The sequence below is a fragment of the Hyphomicrobium album genome, assembly GCF_009708035.1.
GTDB classification, from domain to species: Bacteria; Pseudomonadota; Alphaproteobacteria; order Rhizobiales; family Hyphomicrobiaceae; genus Hyphomicrobium_A; species Hyphomicrobium_A album.
In genome coordinates, this window is the sequence record NZ_WMBQ01000002.1 from 1,038,117 (window position 1) to 1,054,330 (window position 16,214).

The following is a 16,214-nucleotide window of genomic DNA, read 5'->3' on the forward strand; positions in this document are numbered from 1 at the left end:
TCGCATTTCTAACGCGGTGAAACGATCAGCGACGCGACAGGCTGAGCTGCGCGGCGGTGCCGTCACCCGACAAGCTCACGCTCTGGCTCTTGCCGTGCACCGTGACGCGGATCGAGCCGCGCACGTTGTACTGCGAGTTGACGAAGCTGCCTTTGTAGGAATTGCCGCCCGTCTTGTAGACCGTCGCGGTCTGCGAGGCCTTGCCCGAAGCCGTGGCGCACGTAGCGGTTACCGTGTAGCTGCCGCCCCCGCCCGTATAGCGCGCGTGGCAGCGAGCCTTTTCCTTCGAGCCGCTGGCGAACGAAACCCAGCCGCCGCCGCTCCACGAGCCGGAAAGACTGCTCGGCTCGGCCTCGCTAGGACCAATGAAACCGACAACGGGAAGAGCCGCGAGCGACAGCAAGCCTGCGCCGCGAGCCAAGCGATTGAGTATCTGCATGTTCATCATGGGACCTTGCACAATGAGCCCTGTGTCCACCGAGTACAGATTACACCAGTTCAAAGCTCGGGACACGGGGCGGAGGGTTGTTCCGGGGGCAGACACTGACCGAGAATCGTAACAACTCGCTGAACGCCTCCGCCGTCCGGCGCCTGTCGCCCCGGAGCATGTGGGGATGCTCCTTAACCCGTCAAAGCCCTGCTGTTCCTTGCGGAACAGTGCGTCGCACCCGCTGCGGGTAACGATCTCCCGACCGCTGCCAGAATCGGCGCGGCGCTTTGCGGATGGCTAAGGATCTCGCTCCACGGGAGGCGAAAATGCTACGCGCCTGTTTTGTTTTGATTGGGGGAATCCTGACGGGAGGCTTCCTTCTGGTCGCCCTCATGGCGACATCGGCCTCCGCGGGCATGAGCCAGGACCTATCTAGTTGCACCGCAGCAAAGGACCGCGCCGGCGCGGCCGCGTGCACGCGGGTGATGAGCAGCGGACGCCTGCCGCGCGAACAAATGTACATCGGGCACTTCAACCGCGGCACCGGCTATCGTCGCGCCGGCGACACCGCCAAAGCAATCAACGACTTCACCAGGGTTCTGGAGTTGAAGCCGGATTTCGTGCGCGCCTACGAGGCACGCGGCATGGTCCACGCCGACAGCGGCAACCCCGAGAAGGCGATGGCCGACCTCGACGAGGCCGTGAAGCGCGGCGGCGACCAATGGCAATTTCATTATAGCCGCGCGGTGGTGCGGCGCGCGGACGGCGATCGAGACGGCGCGCTGCGCGACCTCGAGGCGGCGATGGACCTCGACCGCGAGGCGGCTTTTCCGCCGCTGATGCGCGCGCTGATCCTCGCAGACCAGGGATCGTTCGAAAGTGCCCGCAGCGAAATCAATCGTGTGCTGTCGCGTGGGAGTGAAACCGCGGCGGCGCATTATGCGCGCGCTTCGGTCGCCTTCGCTGAGGGCCGCGTCGAGGCGGCGGAAAAGGACGTCGACCGCGCGTTGGATCTACGCGGCGACTTTGCCGCCGCGCACATGCTGAAGGGCCGCATCCTAGAAGAGCGGGGCGTGGCGAGCGCGGCGCGCCAGCGCTTTGAAAAGGCGCTTGCCGATCCGACGGATTCCTTCGACGGGCGTGCAGCGCGACGATTGGCGAAGGCACGACTCGCGATCGGCGATAGGGGCGATAGCGGCAAGCCGGAAAATTCGGCGCGCAAGAAGTCTGTGGCCAAGGCAGACGTCGCCGAGGTCAAGCTGGAGAAGCCGCGGCCGCTCGACTGCAAGGTGTTCCTGCCGGCTACGGGCAGCGTCGTTACGGCGAAGTGCAGCGAGTAACTCAGCCGCTATCGCTCAAAGATCGAGCTCGACCCACGCAGGAACGTGATCCGACGGCTTTTCCCAGGCGCGCGTGAAGCGGTCGACGCCGGCGCAGACGAGCCGGTCGGCCGCCTGCGGCGAGAGCAGCAGGTGATCGATGCGGATGCCGTCGTCCTTCTGGAAAGCGCCGGCCTGGTAGTCCCAGAACGTGTAGACGCCGGGGCCGGGATGGCACAGGCGGATCGCGTCCGTCAGACCGTCGCTCAGGATGGTACGGTAGGCGGCGCGCGTCTCCGGCTGGAAGAGCGCGTCGGAAGTCCACGCGGCGGGACGCTTGGCGTCGACGGGCTCGGGGATGACGTTGTAATCGCCGGCCATGACGAAGGGGATCTCTTCGGCCAGCAGGCGCTTGAAGTGAGCGCGCAGGCGGGCAAGCCACGCAAGCTTGTAGGGGAATTTCTCGGTGGTAATCGGATTGCCGTTGGGCGCGTAGATGGAGGCGACCTTCAGCACGCCGGACGGCACCGAGATGATCGCCTCGATGAAGCGCGACTGGTCGTCGGCGTCGTTGCCGGGAAGGCCGGTGCGCAGTTCCTCCAGCGGCAGCTTCGACAGGATGGCGACCCCGTTGAAGCCTTTCTGGCCGTGGATGGCGCAGTGGTAGCCCAGCTCCTCGAAGGCTTCGCGCGGAAAGCCCTCGGTGACGCTCTTGATCTCCTGCAGGCAGATAACGTCGGGCGACGCCTGCTTGAGATAGGCGACGGCCGATTCCAGGCGCGCCTTGACGCCGTTGATGTTCCAGGTGGTGACCTTCATGGCGTCGAAGGGGTAGTCGAGAATCGAGGGGCTGGCCAGCGCGGCTAGATCGAGAAGCTGGTGCCGCAGCCGCACGAGGCCGTGGCCTTGGGGTTATTCACCCGGAACGAGGCGCCGATCAGGTCGTCAACGAAATCGATCTCCGAGCCCGCGAGATAGCCCATAGACACCTGGTCGATGACGACCTTGGCGCCGGAGCGCTCGAGCACGACGTCGTCGTCGGCCGCGGCCGGTACGAGGTCGAATTTGTACTGGAAGCCCGAGCAGCCGCCGCCCTCGACGCTGATGCGCAGGGCCCGCGCCGCGGCCTCGCCGGCGACGATCTCGGTAATGCGCTTGGCGGCGCGCTCGGTGACGGTAACGGGGTCGCTCATGGGCTGGCCTCGGGTGGATCGGCGGGAAAGCGGCGGCTAGGGTTGCAGAGCGCCGGATTCTGTCCTTATGCAAGATAAGCGTGATGGGCGCCAAATCAAAGCCCGCGAGGGCCAGGCCGGATGCGGTAGCGACGGTGAAACCTGAAGCCAACAACGTTGGGATGGGCGATTATGGCGCGGGGCTGCGTCCGGGGGAGCGCGCGCCGGCCGGCTATTCGGCCGGTGCGGTGCCGAGCCGCGGGCGCTTGGCCGCCGAACCCGAATGCACCACGCGCAGCCCGTTCCAGCGCGACCGCGACCGTATCCTGCATTCGACCGCCTTCCGCCGCCTCACCTACAAGACGCAGGTGTTCGTCTTCCACGAAGGCGACCACTACCGCACGCGGCTGACGCATTCGCTGGAGGTGGCGCAGATCGCCCGCACGGTGGCGCGACAGTTGCGGCTCGACGAGGATCTGGCTGAGGCGATCGCGCTGGCGCACGACCTCGGCCACCCGCCGTTCGGCCACGCCGGCGAGCGGGCGCTCGATAAGGTGATGCACGACTTCGGTGGGTTCGACCACAACGCCCAGAGCCTCCGCGTCGTCACCGGGCTGGAGCGCAAGTACGCGCAGTTCGACGGCCTCAACCTCACCTGGGAGACGCTCGAGGGGTTAGCCAAGCACAACGGCCCGGTGGACGTCGCGAGCGCGGTGGCGAAAGTGGCGCGGCGCATCGAGCGCTGGCAGAGCTTGGAGCTGGGATCATGGCCGTCGGCCGAGGCGCAGGTCGCGGCGCTGGCCGACGACATCGCCTATGTCGCCCACGACATCGATGACGGGCTGCGCGCCCATCTCTTGACGCTCGGCGATTTCGAAGGGCAGCCCCTGGCGGGCCCGTCGTTGCAGCGGGTGCGCGCCAGCGCCCCGGCCGACAACGGCCGTGCGGTCTACGAGCTGACGCGGCGCCTGATCACCGTGATGATCGCCGATCTCGTGACGGAATCGCGGGCGCGGCTGGCAGCGCTCGCCCCGCAATCGCCCGAGGACATCCGCGCCGCGCCGCAGGCGACCGTCGGTTTCTCCGCAGCAATGGCAACGGACATTGCCCGCCTCAAGGCCTTCCTGTTTGAGCGCGTCTATCGCCACGAGCGGGTGATGAGCGTGATGCGCGACGCCGAGCGCATCGTCGCCGACCTCTTCGCGAAATACCAAGCGGACCCGGCGGCCATGGCGGAAGCCTGGTACGCGGCTTCCCAGCGTCTCGACGACCGGCGCCGCGCGCGTCTCATCTGCGACTTCGTCGGCGGGATGACCGATCGCTTCGCCATCGCCGAGCACCGCCGCCTGTTTGACGCCACCCCCAATTTACGATAGGCGGGCCGCAACTTTTCCCTTGTGTTTCCAGCCCCCAGGATCGCCCCCGTGGACGTTTTCGCCGACATCGAAAGCCGCGTTGCGGCGGCGCTCGAAGCCTTGAAGGCGGAGGGCGAGTTGCCAGCGGATGTGCCAACCTCGAACGTCGAGGTGGAGACGCCGCGCGAGCCGACTCACGGCGATCTCGCCACCAACGCGGCGATGGTTCTGGCTAAGCCGGCGCGCATGAAGCCGCGCGACATCGCCGACAAGCTGCAGGCGAAGCTCTCGGCCGTCGATGGCATCGACACTGTCTCGGTCGCCGGTCCGGGGTTCATCAACCTGACGCTCAAGCCGGCCATTTGGCAAAGCCTTGTGCGCGCCATTCTGGAGCAGGGCGAAGCCTACGGCCGCTCGTCCATCGGCAAGGGCAAGGCTGTCGACATCGAATACGTCTCCGCCAATCCGACGGGTCCGATGCACGTCGGGCATTGCCGCGGCGCAGTCTTCGGCGACGTGCTCGCCAACCTGCTGGCTTTCGTCGGCTACGACGTCACGCGCGAATACTACGTCAATGACGCCGGCGGTCAGGTGGACGTGCTCGCGCGGTCGGTGTTCCTGCGCTACCGCGAGGCGCTGGGCGACGACATCGGCGAAATCCCGGCCGGGCTCTATCCCGGCGACTATTTGAAGCCGGTTGGCGCGGCGTTGACCAAAGAGCATGGCCGCTCGCTCGTCAACATGCCGGAGGAGCGCTGGCTGCCGATCGTGCGGACGTTCGCGATCGCCGAGATGATGCCGATGATCAAGGAGGATCTCGCCGCGCTCAACATCAAGCACGACGTGTTCTTCTCGGAGGCATCGCTGACGCGCGGCAGCACCGACAAGGTGCACGAGGCGGTCGCCGCGCTTCGCGCCAAGGGCCTAATCTACGAGGGTCGCCTGCCGCGTCCGAAAGGCCACGACGACGACGAGTGGGAGGACCGCGAGCAGACGCTGTTCAAGTCGACGGAGTTTGGGGACGAGGTCGACCGCGCGCTGCTGAAGTCGGACGGCACGTACACCTATTTCGCCGGCGACGTCGCCTACCATTACGACAAGCTGCAGCGCGGCTATAAGCACCTCGTCAACGTCTTCGGCGCCGATCACATCGGCTACATTCCACGCATGCTGGCGGTCGTCGCCGCGTTCACGGGCGGCAGAGTCGAGCGTGACGCCAAGGGGAAGCTCAAGGCGTGGGAGACCACGGGCGGCACGAGCGATCTCGCGATCAAGGTCGTCAACCTCGTCAAGCTGTTCAAGAACGGCGAGCCCTACAAGATGTCGAAGCGCGCCGGCACGTTCGTGACGCTGCGTGACGTGGTTGACGAGGTCGGGCGCGACCCCGTGCGCTTCATGATGCTCTACCGCAAGGAGCTTGAGCCGCTCGACTTCGACCTCGCCAAGGTCGTCGAGCAGTCGAAGGACAACCCGGTCTTCTATGTGCAGTACGCGCACGCCCGCGCCGCTTCGGTGTTCCGCAACGCGCAAGAGGTGTTCCCCGAACTGGCGCCCGGCAGCCGGGCGGTGCGGGAGGCCGATCTCTCGAAGCTGACGGACGCCGGCGAGATCGAGCTCATCAAGAAGCTAGCGTTCTTCCCCCGGCTGGTGTCGGGCGCCGCGCGCGCGGAGGAGCCGCACCGGCTAGCGTTCTACCTTTACGACGTCGCGTCGGCCCTGCACGGGCAATGGAGCCGAGGCAATGATTCGCCACATTTGCGATTTATCCAGGCAGATGACGGGGTTATGACCGCAGCTCGGCTTGCCCTTATTGCTGCCGTCCAACAGGTGATATCCTCCGGACTTTCAGTCCTCGGCGTCGAGGCCCCGGAAGCTATGCGCTAGACTCCGATTCGACGCTTGCAGACTGAATCAGCGCTTCGAGGGGTTCTCAATATGTCTCGCTCCCAAGGTGCCCCAAACAATGGATGGCCGACGCAGGGCCGTCCCGCGGGCGAGGGCGACCCCCGTACAGGCGAGCGGCCGGCGCAACGGCCGCAGGCCAATCAATACGCTGTCCCCGGCCAGCAGCAGGCTGGCTATCCTCAGGGCTACGCCGACCCGCAGGCACCCGCCTACGGCGGTGCCCAGCAGGGCTATCACTACCCTCAGCAGAATCCCCAGCAGCCGCAGTACGCGCCTCCGCAGGCGCCCGCGGTGCATACGCAGCCGCCGAGCAATCGGCAGGGGCTGAGCAGCCTCGACAGCGCCCGCAACGCGCAGCCGACCCACGACTTTGAAAATTTCCCGCGTACGCAGCCGCCGCAATACGCGACGCAGCCGCCGCGCCAGGCGGCACCGGCGCAGCGCGCCGCCTACGCCGCTCCCGGCAGCGAGCACGCGCATGCGAATGGTGCCTACCGCCAGCCGGCTCCGCAGGGCGCGCCGCAATATGCACCGCGCCAAGCGCCCCCGGCCTACGAGCAACAGTGGCCGCAGGCGCAGGGCTATGGTCAGGACGTGGGGGGCTATCCTCCCGCCAACAGCAATCAGCCGCACATGGATCCGCTGCAGCAGGCCGATTGGGCCATGCCGGCGACGAGCTACGGCGACCCCATCGACCAGCCGGGCTTCGGCCGCGGCCAAGCCGGCTACGACCAGGCCCACGGCGGCGCCCTGGAGCCGACATACAACCAGGACGAGGCCGGCGCGTACGAGGCCGAGGAGCCGCGTCGCGTCAGCTGGACCATGCGCATTGCCGGCGCGGTGGTGGTGGCCATCGGTCTCGGATACGGATTGGCGCAAGCCTATAAGGCGGTGCTCGGATCGCCGCCCGATTCCAGTCCGCCGGTCATCGAGAGCGACGCCTCGCCCGCCAAGGAGCGGCCACTCGATCCGGGCGGCAAGCAATTCTCGCACACCGACAGCAAGGTTCTTGGTCGCCTGGGCGACAACGGCAGCGCGGCCACCGAGGGACAGGCTGCCGGCCTGTCGGAAAGCGATTCCGGCAACGGCTCTCGCCCGGTGAAGACTCTGGTTGTCGGGCGTGATGGTTCTATCGAAGCACCCACGGGTTCGGCAGAGGCAGCGCCGGCCCACGAGGATCAGGTTTCCGTCCCCGGCCTCACCGTCGTCGATGCATTCGGCAGCGCTGCCCAGGCGCCGCCGCAACAGCGTGCAGCGCCGCAGCCGCCTCCGCAGCAGCAGGCCGAGGCCGAGCCGGTCGTCGTCAACACCAAGCCGCGCGTCAACGTCAAGACGACCAAGGTCATCCCGGCCTCGACCGCCAGCCTTCCGGATGAGATGGCCGCGCCGGTGGCGCCCGCCGCGCCGAAGAAGCAAAAGGTCGCCGCCGCCCCGGTGACCGGTGACGAAGTGGCCCCTAGTGCCTCGGGCGCCAACGGCTATGTCGTCGTGCTGGCCTCGGTGCCGGCATCGGGCAACAGCCGCCTCGACGCGCTACGCAAGTTTGCAGACCTGCAGCAGCAATACGGCACGGTGCTCGCCAACAAGACCCCCGACGTGCGCGAGACGACGCTCGCCGGCAAGGGTGCCTACCATCGGCTCCTGGTTGGGCCGCCTGGTTCAAAGTCTCAGGCGAGCGACCTGTGCACCCAGCTCAAGGCCTCCGGCTACAAGGATTGCTGGGTCACCGCTTACTAGTGAGCGGCGTGCCGCCGCGCTCGACGGGCGCGGCCGGCGATGCTAGGTCCGGCGGGACCTGAAGCTTTCATCGGATAGGTGATGCGGACCGCCCTGATCGTCGGCGTCGCGGGCACGAAGCTGTCGCGCGACGAAGCAGCATTCCTCAAGGACGCGCGGCCGGCGGGGTTCATCCTCTTCGCACGCAATCTCGCCGATCACGAGCAGATCCGCGCCCTGATCGGCGACGTGCACGCGGCCGTCGGGGCGGACGACCTCATGGTGCTCATCGACCAGGAGGGCGGGCGCGTGCAGCGGCTGCGACCGCCGCTGGGCCGGGCGCTGCCGCCCGCCGCCGCCTACGGCGCCCTCTACGCGCGCGACCACGCGGCCGCGGTGCTCGCCGCCTTCGAGGCGACGCGCCTGCTCGCCGCCGACCTCGCCGATCTGGGGATCAATACCGATTGCGCGCCCGTGCTCGATCTTCCTGTCGAGGGGGCGCATGACATCATTGGCGACCGCGCCTACGGGCACACGGTGGAGCAGATTGTCGATCTCGCCAAGGCCGTGGGCGAAGGCTTCATGGCGGGCGGCGTGATCCCCGTGATCAAGCATATTCCCGGACACGGCCGCGCCACCGCCGACAGCCATCTGGCGCTGCCGGTCGTGACCGAGAGCCATGCCGAGCTGACGGCGACGGACTTTGCGCCGTTCAAAGCGCTGAACGGGATGCCGTCGGCCATGTCGGCACACGTGGTGTTCCGCGATATCGACGCGGTTCATCCGGCCAGCACCTCGCGCACGGTCATCCAAGAGGTCATCCGCAGCGAAATCGGATTCGACGGCCTCCTGATGAGCGACGATCTCAGCATGAAGGCCCTGACAGGCCCGATGCGCAAACGCGCCGAAGCGGTCCTCGCGGCGGGCTCCGACCTGGCCCTCCACTGCAATGGCGATCTGACGGAAATGCGTGATGCGGCAGCCGGTTCCGCGCCTCTGGAAGGTCGTGCCCGCGAGCGTTTTGACGCAGCCATTAAGATAACGAAAGCCACGCGGCCGTTTGATTCCGCTGCGGCCGAGGTGCAACTCGCCAAGGTCCTTGCATTTGCGGCCGGCAGCGCTGAATCAGTGTAAACTCAACACCATATGATTGCAGACCGACATGCGGTGGCTGATTCCGGCCGCTGCCAGGATCAAGCCATTACGCGATGAGCGCAGAGACGCAGGACATGGATCAGACGACTTCGGCGTGGGAGGAGCCCGTCGTCGAAGCGCGCGCCGATGCCGAGGACGCGCTGATCGTCGACGTGGCCGGCTACGAGGGGCCGCTCGATCTGCTCCTGGCGCTGGCGCGCACGCAGAAGGTCGACCTGTCGAAGATCTCGGTGCTGGCGCTCGCCGACCAGTACCTCGGGTTCATCGGCGAGGCGCAGAAGCTGCGCTTGGAGCTCGCCGCCGACTACCTCGTCATGGCGGCCTGGCTCACCTACCTCAAATCGCGCCTGCTGCTGCCGCGCGAGGCCGTGCCGGGCGAGGAGGCGACGGCCGAGGAACTGGCGCGGCGCCTGTCGTTCCGCCTGATGCGGCTGGAAGCCATGCGCGAAGCCTCGGCGCAGCTCATGACGCGCATGCGGCTGGGACGTGACGTGTTCCCGCGCGGCATGCCGGAAGGCACCAAGACCATCCGCGAGACCGAGTTCACGGCTAAGATCTACGACCTGCTGCACGCCTACGCCGACCAGCGCCGCCGCACCATCAAGGTCGGGCACGTGATCAAGGTGCGCCCGGTGTGGTCGATCAAGGACGCGCGCCTGCGCCTGGAACGGCTACTCGGAGAAACGCCGACGCAAACCGAGTGGCTGGCGTTCGAGCACTGCATGCAGGAGTTCGCCGGCGCCCACGACAACGGCAAGACGGTGATGGCGAGCTCGTTCGGCGCGACCCTGGAGATGGCGCGCGAAGGCACGATCGAGTTGCGCCAGGAAGGCCCGTTCGAGCCGATCTACATGCGTCCCCGCCGTTCCGAGGCCGGCCAGCCCGATGCGGAATGGCAGCGAGTCGTCTAGTTGGTGAAACCCGTGTGCGTTCCGGACAGCCAATGACGAAAGAGAAGCGCATGGAGCCGCCACGCTTAAGCCTGGTCCCGTCGAGCCAGGAGAGCCACGACCACGCCGGTGACGAGGCGGGCGAGGAGACGGCGCGCGTGGGCTCACTGCCGCGCAACGTCGCGGCGCTGCCCTTCGCTGATCATCGCGAGAAGCTGCGGATCCTAGAGGCGCTGCTGTTCGCCGCCGCCGAGCCGCTCGACGAGGCGAAGCTCGCCGGCCACCTGGCCGAGGGCGAGAATATTGCCGCGCTCATCGAGGAGCTGCGCGCGTTCTATGCCGGGCGCGGTGTCAACCTCGTGAAGGTCGCGGGCAAGTGGGCTTTCCGCACCGCCGAGGATCTCTCCTATCTGCTGGAGCGCTATGCGACGCAGGAGCGGCGCTTGTCGAAGGCGGCGCTCGAGACGCTGTCGATCATCGCCTATCACCAGCCGGTGACGCGCGCTGAGATCGAGGAGATCCGCGGCGTGACCACCTCGGCGGGCACGCTCGACATTCTCCTGGAAACGGGCTGGGTCCGCCTGCGTGGCCGCCGCCGCGCGCCCGGCCGCCCCGTCACCTACGGCACGACTGACGCTTTCCTCAGCCACTTCGGCCTCGAGGGCATCAAGGACCTGCCGGGTCTCGCCGAGCTGCGCGCGTCCGGCCTGCTCGACGGCAATCTGCCGCCCGACTTCACCGTCCCCGATCCGACCGACGTCGCCGCGCTCATGCCGGACGAGCTGCCGCTCGAGGCGGGCGAGGATGAGGACGAAGAGGAAGACGACGAGACCGGCGAGGATACGGACGAAGAGGCCGACGACTTGCCCGACGGCGAGGAGCCCGATAAGTCCTGACGCTGGACGTTGCCGCGTAACCGAGTGCCCGCGTTGTCCTCCGAGATCACACCAGTATCGCAGCGTGGCGCAGTGAACGGCGACGCCAAGGGGCGCGCCGCTGCGACGTTTGCGGCTCGGCTCACCTTCGAGAACCTCACTCGCGACTACGACTCGACGCAGGCGCTAGCCGGCGTCGACCTCGACATCGCGCCGGGCGAGATCGTCTGCCTGCTCGGGCCGTCGGGCTGCGGGAAGTCGACACTCTTGCGCATCGCCGCCGGCATCGAGAAGCCGAGCGCCGGGCGCGTGTTGATCAATGAGCAAGAGGTTGCCGGACCGCAGCGGTTCGTGGCGCCGGAGGAGCGCGGCGTCGGCCTGATGTTCCAGGACTTTGCGCTGTTCCCGCACCTCACTATCCTCGGCAACGTCGCGTTCGGATTGAAGGCGCTGCCCAAGGCCGAGGCGCGGCGCGAGGCGCTCGCGGCCTTGAAGCGCGTCGGCCTCGCGCACCTCGCCGACGAATACCCGCACATCCTTTCGGGCGGCCAGCAGCAGCGCGTCGCGCTCGCCCGCGCCATCGTTCCGCGCCCGGCGGTGATGCTGATGGACGAGCCGTTCTCCGGGCTCGACGTGCAGCTGCGCGAGGCGATGCAGGACGAGACGCTGGGCCTTCTGCGCGAGACGCGTGCGACGTCGGTCATCGTCACGCACCATCCGGAAGAAGCAATGCGCATGGGCGATCGCATCGCGGTGATGCGCGCCGGGCGGCTGGTGCAGGCGGGCGGCGCCGAGGACCTCTACCACAAGCCCGCCGACCTGTTCGTCGCGCGGCTGTTCTCCGAGATCAACGAAATCGGCTACCGTGTCGGGAGCGAGAGCATTGACACGCCGATCGGGGCATTGCCGGCGCCGGCACTTAAGGCCGGTGATCGGGCAACGGTCTGTATCCGCGAGCGCGGGGTTGAACTGTCGCGTAACGGCACGGGGCTAGCGGGCCGCATCCTCGACGTGAAATTCCTCGGCGACGTCGCCCGCCTCGAGGTTGGCGTGGAAGGCTTCGACAAGCCGCTGAAGGTGCGGGCCCGGGAGAGCGACGGCTGGGCGCGCGGCGATGAGGTGCGTGCACAAATCGACCCGGCGAGTGCGCTGGTGTTCCCTACCGAAAGCCAGAAGTGAAGCTTTCGTAATGAGTTAGCGCTATGTGGTCTAGGTTTGGCGGTCTTGCAGGCCCATATGCTTTCTGCGATACCACTACTTAATCTGGTCATTCAGCACAGGAGCGAACGACGATGGGCCTGAGCGGCTGGCATTTGCTCATCCTCGCGCTTGTCGCGCTTCTCGTCTTCGGCGGCAGCGGGCGCATCTCGTCCATCATGGGCGACATGGCGAAGGGCATCAAAAGCTTCAAGAAGGGGCTGACCGAGGACGACGAGGACGAGCGTCCGGAAGCGCGGGCACCCGATCCCCGCATCATCGATCAGCGCCCCGTCAAATCGGCCGAGCGCGACACCACCAAGACGGGCTGAGCGGCGGCGCGGCGCACGTGATGCCGTAGCGCTCGATTGCCTTGAGCGCGGCGCCACCGGAACGACGCATGTTTGACATCACCTCCAGCAAGCTTCTGATCCTCGCTATCGTGGCGCTCATTGTCGTCGGTCCCAAGGACCTGCCGATCCTGTTGCGCACGGTCGGCAAGTATCTGGGCGTCATCCGCCGCCAGGCTGCCGAGTTCCGCCAGCAGTTCGACGAGGCGATGCGGGAAGCCGAGCTCGATCACCTGAAGAAGGAGTTCGAGAACGTGAAGCGCGAGGTGCGCGCCACCATGGATGAGGGCGCGCGCGCCGTGGACAGCCAGATCGAGGCAGCGGCGGTGAAAGCCGATCCGCCGCGGTTCGGGACCTCCATGCCGGTGACGTCGCCATCGCCCGACAAGCCGGCCGAAACCGACGCACCTCTGCCGGCGCCGGCCGTTGCCGCGCCGGACAAAGAGCCGGATCGGGGTGCCGCATGACCGATGTCGTGCCAACAGGGCGTGCGGGCCAGGAGGACATTGATGCCTCCAAGGCGCCGCTCCTCGATCATCTCGTCGAGCTTCGCCAGCGTCTCATCTATTCGCTGATCGCGCTGGGGCTCGCCTTCGTCCTCTGCTTCGTTTTCGCCAAGCAGATCTACAACATTCTCGTGCTGCCCTATCAGTGGGCGCACGGCGGCACCGATCCGATCGAGATGATCTACACGGCGCCGCAGGAGTTCCTGTTCACGCAGATGAAGCTCGCGCTGTTCGGCGCCTTCTGCATCTCGTTCCCGATCATCGCCGCGCAGCTCTACAAGTTCGTGGCGCCCGGCCTCTACAAGAACGAGCGCAAGGCGTTCGTGCCCTACCTCGTGGCGACGCCGGTGCTGTTCCTGCTCGGGGCGCTGCTCGTCTATTTCCTCGTCATGCCGATGGCGATGCGCTTCTTCCTGTCGATGCAGCAGACGGGCGGCCCGGTGGAGATCCACCTGCAGGCACGCGTCTCGGAATACCTCGCCCTGATCATGAACCTGATCATCGGCTTCGGCATCTGTTTCCAGCTGCCGGTTGTGCTCACGCTTTTGGCGCGCGCCGGGATCGTCACCGCCGACACCCTGAAGAAGGGGCGCCGCTATGCGATTCTGGGCATCACGGCGGTGGCCGCGGTGCTGTCGCCGCCCGACCCGTTCAGCATGCTGGCCATGATGCTGCCGACGATTGCCCTCTACGAGCTGTCGATTTGGGCGGTCGAACGGGCGGCGCGTCAGCAGGCCGCCAAACAGGCGTCATCCACCGCGGCTTGATCGCGTCTGGACCATCCCCCGCGCCGCGACTATACGTGCGCCAACTGCCACAACCGAATGTCATCCCCGCGTAGGCGGGGACCCACGCCAGCTTCAACAAGCGCTTTTGGTGAAAGTGCATAACTTCCGGCGAAGCGGCTTGCGGAGACTTGCGTGGATGGCCGGCCGTCTATGCGAAGCATAGCTCCGCTATGACGCGGCCATGACGGTTCTACAGCACGAGATCAGAGGCCGACGTGTTCGACATCAAGTGGATCAGGGATAATCCCGAGAAGTTCGACGCCAAGCTGGCGGCGCGCGGGCTGCCGCCGCAGTCGGCCGAGCTGATCGCGCTCGACGAGGCGCGGCGTGCGCACGTCACCAAGCTGCAGGAGGCGCAGGCGCGCCGCAACGCCGCCTCCAAGGAGATCGGCGCCGCCAAGGCTGCGAAGGACGAGGCCAAAGCCAACGCGCTGATGGCCGAGGTTGCGGCGCTGAAGGATCAGCTCGCCCAGGGCGAAGCGGCCGAGCGCGACCTCGACGCCAAGCTGCGCGATGCGCTGTCAGTCATTCCGAACCTGCCACTCGACGACGTGCCGCTCGGAAAGGACGAGAAGGACAACGTCGAGGTGCGCAAGGTCGGCGAGCCGCCGAAGCTCGCCGGCATCAACAAGCCGCTGCAGCACTTCGAAATCGGCGAGCGCTTGGGCCTCATGGATTTCGCCACGGCGGCGAAGATTTCCGGCGCGCGCTTTGTCGTCTTGAAGGGCGCGCTGGCGCGGCTCGAGCGCGCCATCGGCGCCTTCATGCTCGATCTGCACACGACCGAGTTCGGCTACACCGAGAACGTCGTGCCGCTGCTGGTGCGCGACAATGCATTTTATGGCACGGCGCAGTTGCCGAAGTTCGAGGATGACCTTTTCTTCACCGATCCTAGACCGTCGGATTTTGAAGATCGGACAATGAAACTGGTCGCTGACACTGTTCGACAAACGCTCGGCCGCGGCGATAGGAGCTTCTCCCGCGCGGAGGTTGATGCCCTCGTCGATAAGTTCGCAAAAAATGCTGCGAGCGCATTTATGATGGCGAACCATTGGGCGACGACGGACTACGAAGAGACAAGCCCTGGCGCAACCCGCATTTCTGCAAGTCGCTTCGGCTTGATCCCGACGGCCGAGGTGTCGCTGACCAACTTCGTGCGCGAGGAAATCCTCGACGAGGCAAAGCTGCCGATGCGCCTCACCGCGCAGACGCCGTGCTTCCGGTCGGAGGCGGGCGCCGCCGGCAAGGACACGCGCGGCATGATCCGCCAGCACCAATTCACCAAGGTCGAGCTGGTCTCCATCACCACGCCGGAGGAAAGCCTCGCCGAGCACGAGCGCATGACAGCGTGCGCCGAGGAAGTGCTGAAGCGCCTCGGCCTGCCGTTCCGCACGCTGCTGCTGTGCACCGGCGACATGGGCTTTGCCTCGCAGAAGACCTACGACATCGAGGTGTGGCTGCCGGGAGAGAACACCTATCGCGAAATCTCCTCGTGCTCGGTGTGCGGCGACTTCCAGGCGCGGCGCATGAACGCGCGCTACAAGCCGAAGGGCGCCAAGGAAACGCGCTTCGTGCATACGCTCAACGGCTCGGGCCTCGCGGTCGGGCGCACGCTCGTCGCCGTGCTCGAGAACTACCAGCAGGCGGACGGCTCGGTGGTCGTCCCCGAGGTGCTGCGGCCCTACATGGGCGGCCTCGCCAAGATCGAGAAAGCCGCGTGATGCGCATTCTCGTCACCAACGACGACGGCATCGGCGCCGAGGGCATGGACGTCCTCCGCCGCATCGCCGAGGAGGTTTCCTCCGACGTGTGGGTCGTGGCGCCGGAGAAGAACCAGTCGGGCGCTTCGCACTCGATGACGCTGCACGAGCCGCTGCGCGTGCGCCAGACGGACGAGCGCACGTTCGTCCTGCGCGGCACGCCGACCGACTGCGTGATCATGGCCGTGCGCCACTTCCTGCTGGATCACCCGCCGGATCTGGTGCTGTCCGGCATCAACCACGGCTCCAACCTCGCCGAGGACGTCACCTACTCCGGCACCATCGCCGCGGCCATCGAAGGCACGATGCTCGGCATCCGCTCGGTCGCCATGAGCCAGGTCGGCGGCTCGCTGGAGGAAGGGAAGATCCACTGGGAGACCCCGCTGACGCACGGGCCCGGGTTGCTGGCGCGCGTCATGGAGGCCGGCTGGCCGAAGGACATTGTGCTCAACGTCAACTACCCGCCGTGTCCGCCGGATGCCGTGACCGGCATCGAGGTGACGCGGCAGGGCCGGCGCGACCAGGCCTCGCTGCGCATCGACCAGCGCTCCGATCCCTGGGGCATGCCGTACTTCTGGTTCAACTTCGAGCGCCCGCCGTCGACGATGGTGGCCGGTACCGACCTCGCGGCCATTGACCAACGCCGCATATCGGTGACGCCGCTGTGCCTCAATCTCACGCACGAGCCGACGTGCCGAGCGCTGGAGCAGGTGTTCAAGCCGGTTGCCGCGCGCAAGCGCACCGCCGGCGGCGACAGTCTCTGAGCAGACGCGCTGTTCGTTCAGCCAGCGTTCAG

General features: G+C 66.8%; 16 protein-coding genes. 13 read left to right on the forward strand and 3 right to left on the reverse strand.

Annotated elements, in window-relative coordinates; all coding sequences use genetic code 11:
- Positions 1-25 precede the first annotated feature (25 nt).
- Positions 26-448 (reverse strand): hypothetical protein, encoded by a 423-nt coding sequence (locus tag GIW81_RS17155; protein ID WP_195930633.1) that lies wholly within the window; start codon positions 446-448, stop codon positions 26-28.
- Positions 449-915: 467 nt separating this feature from the next.
- On the opposite strand from GIW81_RS17155, the gene GIW81_RS17160 reads away from it, so the two are divergent.
- Positions 916-1,770, forward strand: coding sequence for a tetratricopeptide repeat protein (locus GIW81_RS17160; protein WP_195930635.1), 855 nt, complete (start codon positions 916-918; stop codon positions 1,768-1,770).
- A 15-nt stretch (positions 1,771-1,785) separates the two neighbouring features.
- Here GIW81_RS17160 and xth read toward each other — a convergent pair whose 3' ends face one another.
- The gene (xth, locus tag GIW81_RS17165) at positions 1,786-2,568 is read right to left on the reverse strand and encodes an exodeoxyribonuclease III (protein ID WP_154740839.1); all 783 of its coding nucleotides are present in this window, start codon (positions 2,566-2,568) and stop codon (positions 1,786-1,788) included.
- A 44-nt stretch (positions 2,569-2,612) separates the two neighbouring features.
- Entirely contained in the window at positions 2,613-2,942 is a 330-nt protein-coding gene (gene erpA / locus GIW81_RS17170; protein WP_154740541.1) for an iron-sulfur cluster insertion protein ErpA, read from the reverse strand.
- Between the two features lie 161 nt (positions 2,943-3,103).
- Here erpA and GIW81_RS17175 point away from each other — a divergent pair, with 161 nt between their 5' ends.
- The 12 genes from GIW81_RS17175 to surE all read left to right on the forward strand — a co-directional run bounded on the left by GIW81_RS17175 (position 3,104) and on the right by surE (position 16,182).
- Positions 3,104-4,297 carry a deoxyguanosinetriphosphate triphosphohydrolase gene (locus GIW81_RS17175; RefSeq protein WP_154740840.1) on the forward strand — a complete coding sequence of 398 codons (1,194 nt, stop codon included), beginning with the start codon at positions 3,104-3,106 and terminating at the stop codon, positions 4,295-4,297.
- A gap of 48 nt (positions 4,298-4,345) precedes the next feature.
- Positions 4,346-6,160: an arginine--tRNA ligase gene (gene argS / locus GIW81_RS17180; RefSeq protein WP_324615086.1), complete on the forward strand. Its 1,815-nt coding sequence runs from the start codon at positions 4,346-4,348 to the stop codon at positions 6,158-6,160.
- A gap of 51 nt (positions 6,161-6,211) precedes the next feature.
- Positions 6,212-7,918 (forward strand): SPOR domain-containing protein, encoded by a 1,707-nt coding sequence (locus GIW81_RS17185; RefSeq protein WP_154740542.1) that lies wholly within the window; start codon positions 6,212-6,214, stop codon positions 7,916-7,918.
- Between the two features lie 81 nt (positions 7,919-7,999).
- Positions 8,000-9,031: a beta-N-acetylhexosaminidase gene (gene nagZ, locus GIW81_RS17190; protein WP_154740543.1), complete on the forward strand. Its 1,032-nt coding sequence runs from the start codon at positions 8,000-8,002 to the stop codon at positions 9,029-9,031.
- Between the two features lie 95 nt (positions 9,032-9,126).
- A complete protein-coding gene (locus tag GIW81_RS17195) occupies positions 9,127-9,963 on the forward strand; it encodes a segregation and condensation protein A (protein ID WP_229309382.1) in 837 nt (278 codons plus the stop codon).
- Positions 9,964-9,995: 32 nt separating this feature from the next.
- Positions 9,996-10,838, forward strand: coding sequence for an SMC-Scp complex subunit ScpB (gene scpB / locus GIW81_RS17200; protein WP_229309383.1), 843 nt, complete (start codon positions 9,996-9,998; stop codon positions 10,836-10,838).
- A gap of 24 nt (positions 10,839-10,862) precedes the next feature.
- Positions 10,863-11,996, forward strand: a complete 1,134-nt coding sequence (locus GIW81_RS17205) for an ABC transporter ATP-binding protein (protein ID WP_407658204.1) — start codon at positions 10,863-10,865, stop codon at positions 11,994-11,996.
- 113 nt (positions 11,997-12,109) lie between these two features.
- The gene (gene tatA, locus GIW81_RS17210; protein ID WP_154740546.1) at positions 12,110-12,346 is read left to right on the forward strand and encodes a twin-arginine translocase TatA/TatE family subunit; all 237 of its coding nucleotides are present in this window, start codon (positions 12,110-12,112) and stop codon (positions 12,344-12,346) included.
- 68 nt (positions 12,347-12,414) lie between these two features.
- A complete protein-coding gene (gene tatB / locus GIW81_RS17215; RefSeq protein WP_154740547.1) occupies positions 12,415-12,831 on the forward strand; it encodes a Sec-independent protein translocase protein TatB in 417 nt (138 codons plus the stop codon).
- Entirely contained in the window at positions 12,828-13,637 is an 810-nt protein-coding gene (gene tatC, locus GIW81_RS17220) for a twin-arginine translocase subunit TatC (protein WP_154740548.1), read from the forward strand. Before tatB ends, tatC begins: the two co-directional genes overlap by 4 nt.
- A 236-nt stretch (positions 13,638-13,873) precedes the next feature.
- Positions 13,874-15,379, forward strand: a complete 1,506-nt coding sequence (gene serS, locus GIW81_RS19410; protein ID WP_324615088.1) for a serine--tRNA ligase — start codon at positions 13,874-13,876, stop codon at positions 15,377-15,379.
- Positions 15,379-16,182: a 5'/3'-nucleotidase SurE gene (gene surE / locus GIW81_RS17235; protein WP_154740549.1), complete on the forward strand. Its 804-nt coding sequence runs from the start codon at positions 15,379-15,381 to the stop codon at positions 16,180-16,182. Before serS ends, surE begins: the two co-directional genes overlap by 1 nt.
- Positions 16,183-16,214 lie beyond the last annotated feature (32 nt).

What these genes read in the sequence shown, in the direction of transcription:
- GIW81_RS17155 (WP_195930633.1), bottom strand. Translation starts at nt 448, where the DNA reads ATGATGAACATGCAGATACTCAATCGCTTGGCTCGCGGCGCAGGCTTG.
- GIW81_RS17160 (WP_195930635.1), top strand. Translation starts at nt 916, where the DNA reads ATGAGCAGCGGACGCCTGCCGCGCGAACAAATGTACATCGGGCACTTC.
- xth (WP_154740839.1), bottom strand. Translation starts at nt 2,568, where the DNA reads ATGAAGGTCACCACCTGGAACATCAACGGCGTCAAGGCGCGCCTGGAA.
- erpA (WP_154740541.1), bottom strand. Translation starts at nt 2,942, where the DNA reads ATGAGCGACCCCGTTACCGTCACCGAGCGCGCCGCCAAGCGCATTACC.
- GIW81_RS17175 (WP_154740840.1), top strand. Translation starts at nt 3,104, where the DNA reads ATGGGCGATTATGGCGCGGGGCTGCGTCCGGGGGAGCGCGCGCCGGCC.
- GIW81_RS17185 (WP_154740542.1), top strand. Translation starts at nt 6,212, where the DNA reads ATGTCTCGCTCCCAAGGTGCCCCAAACAATGGATGGCCGACGCAGGGC.
- nagZ (WP_154740543.1), top strand. Translation starts at nt 8,000, where the DNA reads ATGCGGACCGCCCTGATCGTCGGCGTCGCGGGCACGAAGCTGTCGCGC.
- GIW81_RS17195 (WP_229309382.1), top strand. Translation starts at nt 9,127, where the DNA reads ATGGATCAGACGACTTCGGCGTGGGAGGAGCCCGTCGTCGAAGCGCGC.
- scpB (WP_229309383.1), top strand. Translation starts at nt 9,996, where the DNA reads ATGACGAAAGAGAAGCGCATGGAGCCGCCACGCTTAAGCCTGGTCCCG.
- tatA (WP_154740546.1), top strand. Translation starts at nt 12,110, where the DNA reads ATGGGCCTGAGCGGCTGGCATTTGCTCATCCTCGCGCTTGTCGCGCTT.
- tatB (WP_154740547.1), top strand. Translation starts at nt 12,415, where the DNA reads ATGTTTGACATCACCTCCAGCAAGCTTCTGATCCTCGCTATCGTGGCG.
- tatC (WP_154740548.1), top strand. Translation starts at nt 12,828, where the DNA reads ATGACCGATGTCGTGCCAACAGGGCGTGCGGGCCAGGAGGACATTGAT.
- surE (WP_154740549.1), top strand. Translation starts at nt 15,379, where the DNA reads ATGCGCATTCTCGTCACCAACGACGACGGCATCGGCGCCGAGGGCATG.